At 32.4% G+C, this 4,624-nt stretch carries 8 protein-coding genes; 5 read left to right on the top strand and 3 right to left on the bottom strand.

Annotated features, from left to right (window positions below; genetic code table 11):
- The first annotated feature begins 173 nt into the window (after positions 1 to 173).
- From ACFIMI_RS09490 to ACFIMI_RS09480, 3 genes are all read left to right on the top strand, one after another.
- Entirely contained in the window at positions 174 to 323 is a 150-nt protein-coding gene (locus ACFIMI_RS09490; RefSeq protein ID WP_375612426.1) for a hypothetical protein, read from the top strand.
- Positions 324 to 368: 45 nt separating this feature from the next.
- The gene (locus ACFIMI_RS09485; protein WP_375630646.1) at positions 369 to 824 is read left to right on the top strand and encodes a TIR domain-containing protein; all 456 of its coding nucleotides are present in this window, start codon (positions 369 to 371) and stop codon (positions 822 to 824) included.
- Between the two features lie 163 nt (positions 825 to 987).
- Positions 988 to 1,641 (top strand): recombinase family protein, encoded by a 654-nt coding sequence (locus tag ACFIMI_RS09480; RefSeq protein WP_375641058.1) that lies wholly within the window; start codon positions 988 to 990, stop codon positions 1,639 to 1,641.
- A gap of 209 nt (positions 1,642 to 1,850) precedes the next feature.
- Here the strand turns inward: ACFIMI_RS09480 and ACFIMI_RS09475 are convergent, their stop codons facing one another.
- Both ACFIMI_RS09475 and ACFIMI_RS09470 read right to left on the bottom strand, forming a co-directional pair.
- Entirely contained in the window at positions 1,851 to 2,249 is a 399-nt protein-coding gene (locus tag ACFIMI_RS09475) for a type II toxin-antitoxin system VapC family toxin (protein WP_375628370.1), read from the bottom strand.
- Positions 2,246 to 2,497 (bottom strand): hypothetical protein, encoded by a 252-nt coding sequence (locus tag ACFIMI_RS09470; RefSeq protein ID WP_004857201.1) that lies wholly within the window; start codon positions 2,495 to 2,497, stop codon positions 2,246 to 2,248. The genes ACFIMI_RS09475 and ACFIMI_RS09470 overlap by 4 nt, the downstream gene beginning before the upstream one ends.
- 307 nt (positions 2,498 to 2,804) lie before the next feature.
- On the opposite strand from ACFIMI_RS09470, the gene ACFIMI_RS09465 reads away from it, so the two are divergent.
- The gene (locus ACFIMI_RS09465) at positions 2,805 to 3,497 is read left to right on the top strand and encodes an AAA family ATPase (protein WP_375622568.1); all 693 of its coding nucleotides are present in this window, start codon (positions 2,805 to 2,807) and stop codon (positions 3,495 to 3,497) included.
- The gene (locus tag ACFIMI_RS09460; RefSeq protein ID WP_375628368.1) at positions 3,494 to 3,811 is read left to right on the top strand and encodes a hypothetical protein; all 318 of its coding nucleotides are present in this window, start codon (positions 3,494 to 3,496) and stop codon (positions 3,809 to 3,811) included. The genes ACFIMI_RS09465 and ACFIMI_RS09460 overlap by 4 nt, the downstream gene beginning before the upstream one ends.
- Positions 3,812 to 3,913: 102 nt before the next feature.
- Here ACFIMI_RS09460 and ACFIMI_RS09455 read toward each other — a convergent pair whose 3' ends face one another.
- Positions 3,914 to 4,267 (bottom strand): helix-turn-helix domain-containing protein, encoded by a 354-nt coding sequence (locus ACFIMI_RS09455; protein WP_375628367.1) that lies wholly within the window; start codon positions 4,265 to 4,267, stop codon positions 3,914 to 3,916.
- Positions 4,268 to 4,624: the final 357 nt, after the last annotated feature.

The raw sequence follows: 4,624 nt of genomic DNA, 5'->3' as shown, positions 1-4,624 counted from the left end.
CAAGATTTGGTAGTGATGATGATTATTTTCGTGATGAGTATGAGGATGTTGCGTAAATAAAATAGCAGGTGCGGGGGCGCCTGCTTTCAGAGAGCAATGTAAAAACAAAGGTATTAAAATTTCCATTAAACTCAATAAAACATGGAACATAACTGAAATTATAGGTGTTGGAAATGCTCAATCATGATGATATCGAAAGTGTTGAATTTTGTTTTACTGTAAATGGTAAAAAAATAAAATTTGATAAAGAGACTAATGATAAATTAAAGGAAAATATAGATTGGGAGAAATTTTTATCGCAATTATTCGTTGATAAAGAATAATAAGCCCTCTGGGACAAATGCATGTATTTTATAGGGGATATAAAAATGCCAAAAATTTTTATTGTATATAATAATCATACTATTTTAGAACAAACTGAACGTATTCTTTTTAAGCTTGGATTGGAACCATACGTTCTGAAATTTGGTAGTGATGATTTAACTACTATTGATGATTTTAAACAAGAAATTAGTATGCAAACTAATTCTCCAAAATTTGGTATTGTGTTACTTACTCCCGATGAGATTGGCTATGCAAAATCTGCTGATAAAAAAGACGCACAACCGCGCGCTAATAAAAATGTTATTTTTAAAATGGGTATGTTGTTTCCTATAATTTCTTGCAGAAATATTGCTATTTTAAAACAACGAGATGTTGAAGTGCCTTCAGATTATGAAGGGATTAATTACATTCCTTTTAATGAACACGTAAAAGAGACTCTCCCAAAACTTATTGAACTATTAAACACAGCCGGATTCAATTTAGATATACTTAACAACTGAATTTTTTTTGCATGAAGTATACGCACAGTATCATTTGAAGCGTCATAAATTGCAATATCAGAAAAAACGATCATTTTTTATGAACGAAAATTGTATATTTAATTCCTATTTTTTCTATGCAATAATATATCAGTTTTAATCAAAAATAACCTTTTTACTGAAAATGCCAAAATTTTATGCTTATTTACGTGTTTCTCGTGATGGACAAGATACAGAAAATCAAAAATTTGGATTGTTAGAATATGCTAATAAAAATGGCTTTGCTCCACTTTATATTGAGGAAGAAATTGCAAGTAGAGGAAAAGATTGGCGTAAGCGTAAACTTGGTGCTTTAATTGAAAAAGCTGAATGTGGTGATGTTTTACTCACACCGGAGTTTTCTCGTATAGCTGGTTCTTCTCTTGCTGTTTTAGAAATTCTCAAAGCAGCCAGTGAACGTGGTTTAATTGTGCATATAACGAAACAAAACCTTATCATGGATGGAAGTTTACAAAGCGATATCATTGCAAACGTATTGGGTATGGTATCACAAATTGAACGGCATTTAATTCAAACACGCACAAAAGAAGCCTTAAATGTTGCTCGTCAACGAGGAATAAAACTTGGCCGGCCAAAAGGAAGTAAAGCTACGCAATTAAAGCTGGACAATCATATTGATGAAATTCAAGCATTTATAAATGTTGGTTTATCACAGAGCCGTATTGCTAAGACATTAGGAGTTAGTGTGAACACCTTACGTTTATTTATTGAACGTAAAAACATCAAGCTTACAAAAACAAAGCCTATCATTACCATGCCAAGAACATTGGAAAATTAAGATAAACTGCGCCAAGTTGATAGTTCTTTTCCATGACGTGATGCATTGAAGTATGTTTATTATTTACGTACAAAATACGTACTAAATAAATAATATTTATTTAGTAAATAAGAAAATTTTAATACCTGTAATTACTATGTGTTCAACAAAAGGTGGTGTTGGAAAATCCACATCTATAGCTTATTCTTTTATAGGTATTAGCTCACTCATTAAGTAAGGAGTTTTACTAATTGTCCGTTTTTCTTTAATAGGTCGATTGCTAATTTATCAAACGAAACAAATGTCTCGCCACCTAGCCAATTACCTTCATAAGCTATAATTCCATCAGCAAAATCACCACCAGCCTCTAGAATAGCAAGCCCTGCTTCAACAGCTGGTCTATTCATTACTATATTACTGGTTGCTAGCAGATCGCGTAACATTCCAGCTACATCTTCTTTTGATAGTCTTGCACCTCGGCGAAGTATCCAAACAAGTTCGCATAGACAAGGTAGAGAAATAGCTATGAGAGAAGCTTCTCTTAAAATCTTACTTGCTACCTCCCCTTGCTTTTTATCATCTTGTAAAACAGCACGAGCCAGAACATTTGTATCTACAGAAATCTTCATTTTTTCCCAGCCCAACTAGAAGCTGTAATTTCGTTCATTTCTTCAATGGTTAGAGGTTTTTTTAGTTTTCCAGAAAATCGTCCAATAAAGCTCTCAATAGTGCTTGTAGGCTGTGACGCTTTTATACGAAGTTCACCACCTGGTAACTTATCAAAGTCAATCTTCTCACCTGGTTTAACACCAAGGTGCTGTAGTAAATCCCGCTTTAGCGTAATTTGTCCTTTTGCTGTAACTGTTAATGAAGACATAAAAAATTCCTCTTACTATATAATTATCTAATATATATAAAAATAATTATCTAATATATATAAAAGTAATGTAAAAATCAATTACTCACAAGAAACGAAATTGTGAAATAAACTCGTTTGCATACTGGAATGTGCACACCCGATTATGCCTGATTTGAAATTAACAAGATATAAATATTTATTACGTATTTTATACGTAAATAATAAATATTTACAAAATAAATAATTATTATTTATAATTTTAATAAATACGTAATAAATAAATGGTATTTATTTGGTGTTTATTCATTGAATAAGGAATATCTTAATGCCTGTAATTACTATGTGTTCAACAAAAGGTGGTGTTGGAAAATCCACAATGGCATTAGTATTAGCTAACGTTTTTGCTAAAGCCGGATCTAAGGTGAAATTAATTGATGCAGACCCAAATCAACCACTTGTGACATGGATGAAAAGATCTGTAGATACAATGCCTCAAAATATAGAAGTTTCTGGAAATATTACAGAACAGAATATTGTTTCTTGCATTGATGATGCTGTAGAACAGTTTCCATTTGTTATTGTTGATCTTGAAGGTTCTGCTAATCTTGCGGCTTCTTTTGCTATAGGGAGAGCAGATTTAGTTTTGGTTCCTATGAGAAAAAAACAACTTGATGGAGATCAGATAGGAAAGATCATTGCTTTAATAAAACAACAGAGTCAGTTTTTTAAAAGAGAAATACCTTTTCGTATCGTATTTTCTATGACTAATACCTTAAACAGTCGCGAAGGACAGCATATAGAGAAAACGTTAGAAAAGGCTAATCTTCCTATTTTACCTGCTTCATTAACTGAAAGAGGAGCTTTTAGTGCTCTTTTTCAGATAGGGGGGTCTCTCTTTGATTTAGCATCTTCTGATGTGAATAATCCTCAAGCAGCACAAGAAAATGCAACGGTTTTTGCTAATGCTGTTGTGAAGGTATTGGATAATGAAAATTTATTAAAGGACAAAGTAGCATGACAAAAAGAGCTGAAATTGTATTACCGAATCTTGAAAATTTACAACCGTTTACAAAAGCACAAAAAGTAGATGAACAAGAATTAGGTAAGATAGGTCAAAATAATGGTTTTACGACACGTCATAGTGTAGAAACAAAACGTGGTAGTGGACGTAGAAGACGTAGTTTAAAAACAGCACGATTAACACTTGCACTTGAACCAGAAGTAAGAGACAGTTTTTGGTCTTTAGCAGACGAACTTAATGAAGATGGTGGTGATTTTCTTAATCGTCTTATTGAAAATTATATAAATAACAATTACACACAAAATAAATAATTATTATTTATTATTTACGTACAAAATACGTAATAAATATTTAAAATATTATTATGAATAGAGAAGATAGCTGTATGTAATATAATTTTAAAAGTATTCATTCTATTCGGAAACCAACCACAAAATTGCTTTCTGTTTTTTAGGTTTGAGTTGTCTAAAACCTCTTAAAAGGCAGTATTCTTTACTGGAAATTCCTTCATCATAAGGGTATGAGATATTTCTTTTTTGTGAAATGTCGGTATAAAAAAAGGAGATATGAACATCTAGTATGTTAGCGATTTCCTGCAAACGTCCAGCTCCTACACGATTTGAGCCTTTTTCATATTTTTGGATTTGTTGGAAGCTTACTCCTAATTTGTTTCCTAATTCTGTCTGAGAAATTCCCATGAATTTTCTTCTATCGCGAATTTTTTCCCCTACAGAAATATCATTAAAATGTGGAGTTTTGTTTTGCACTTTAAATTCCCCCTACCGGGTGCGAGCGCCCTCGCATTGGTATTCCGGGAGTTAAAAGTACTGAATTATAGTCAGCTTTTTGCTTTTAGTGCTGAAAAGCACCTGGACATAACAAAAACTCCCGGAACTCCGGGAAGCCCAACATAGTGAGCTAATTCTAACGCTATAATTTAAGGCTTTTAATCCCTTGTTGATTGTTGCGTATGCAATCAACACATTGATTAATTCATAGAAGAATTTCAGAAGATTGACAATAAAAATAGTTTTTATTTACAAACTTTATTTTTTAATGAGAGGCTATCCGCCTCTCAAACTCTCTGGAACGCTCACCAAAATCATGACATCAGACCCGCGTTT

The sequence above is a fragment of the Bartonella sp. AP4SXKL genome (assembly GCF_042195845.1).
GTDB lineage: Bacteria > Pseudomonadota > Alphaproteobacteria > Rhizobiales > Rhizobiaceae > Bartonella.
Note: the sequence above shows the minus strand (reverse complement) of the source record. Positions and strands in the feature narration are given on the sequence as shown.

Coding starts and splice junctions, on each gene's coding strand:
- ACFIMI_RS09490 (WP_375612426.1), top strand. CDS start 174: ATGCTCAATCATGATGATATCGAAAGTGTTGAATTTTGTTTTACTGTA.
- ACFIMI_RS09485 (WP_375630646.1), top strand. CDS start 369: ATGCCAAAAATTTTTATTGTATATAATAATCATACTATTTTAGAACAA.
- ACFIMI_RS09480 (WP_375641058.1), top strand. CDS start 988: ATGCCAAAATTTTATGCTTATTTACGTGTTTCTCGTGATGGACAAGAT.
- ACFIMI_RS09475 (WP_375628370.1), bottom strand. CDS start 2,249: ATGAAGATTTCTGTAGATACAAATGTTCTGGCTCGTGCTGTTTTACAA.
- ACFIMI_RS09470 (WP_004857201.1), bottom strand. CDS start 2,497: ATGTCTTCATTAACAGTTACAGCAAAAGGACAAATTACGCTAAAGCGG.
- ACFIMI_RS09465 (WP_375622568.1), top strand. CDS start 2,805: ATGCCTGTAATTACTATGTGTTCAACAAAAGGTGGTGTTGGAAAATCC.
- ACFIMI_RS09460 (WP_375628368.1), top strand. CDS start 3,494: ATGACAAAAAGAGCTGAAATTGTATTACCGAATCTTGAAAATTTACAA.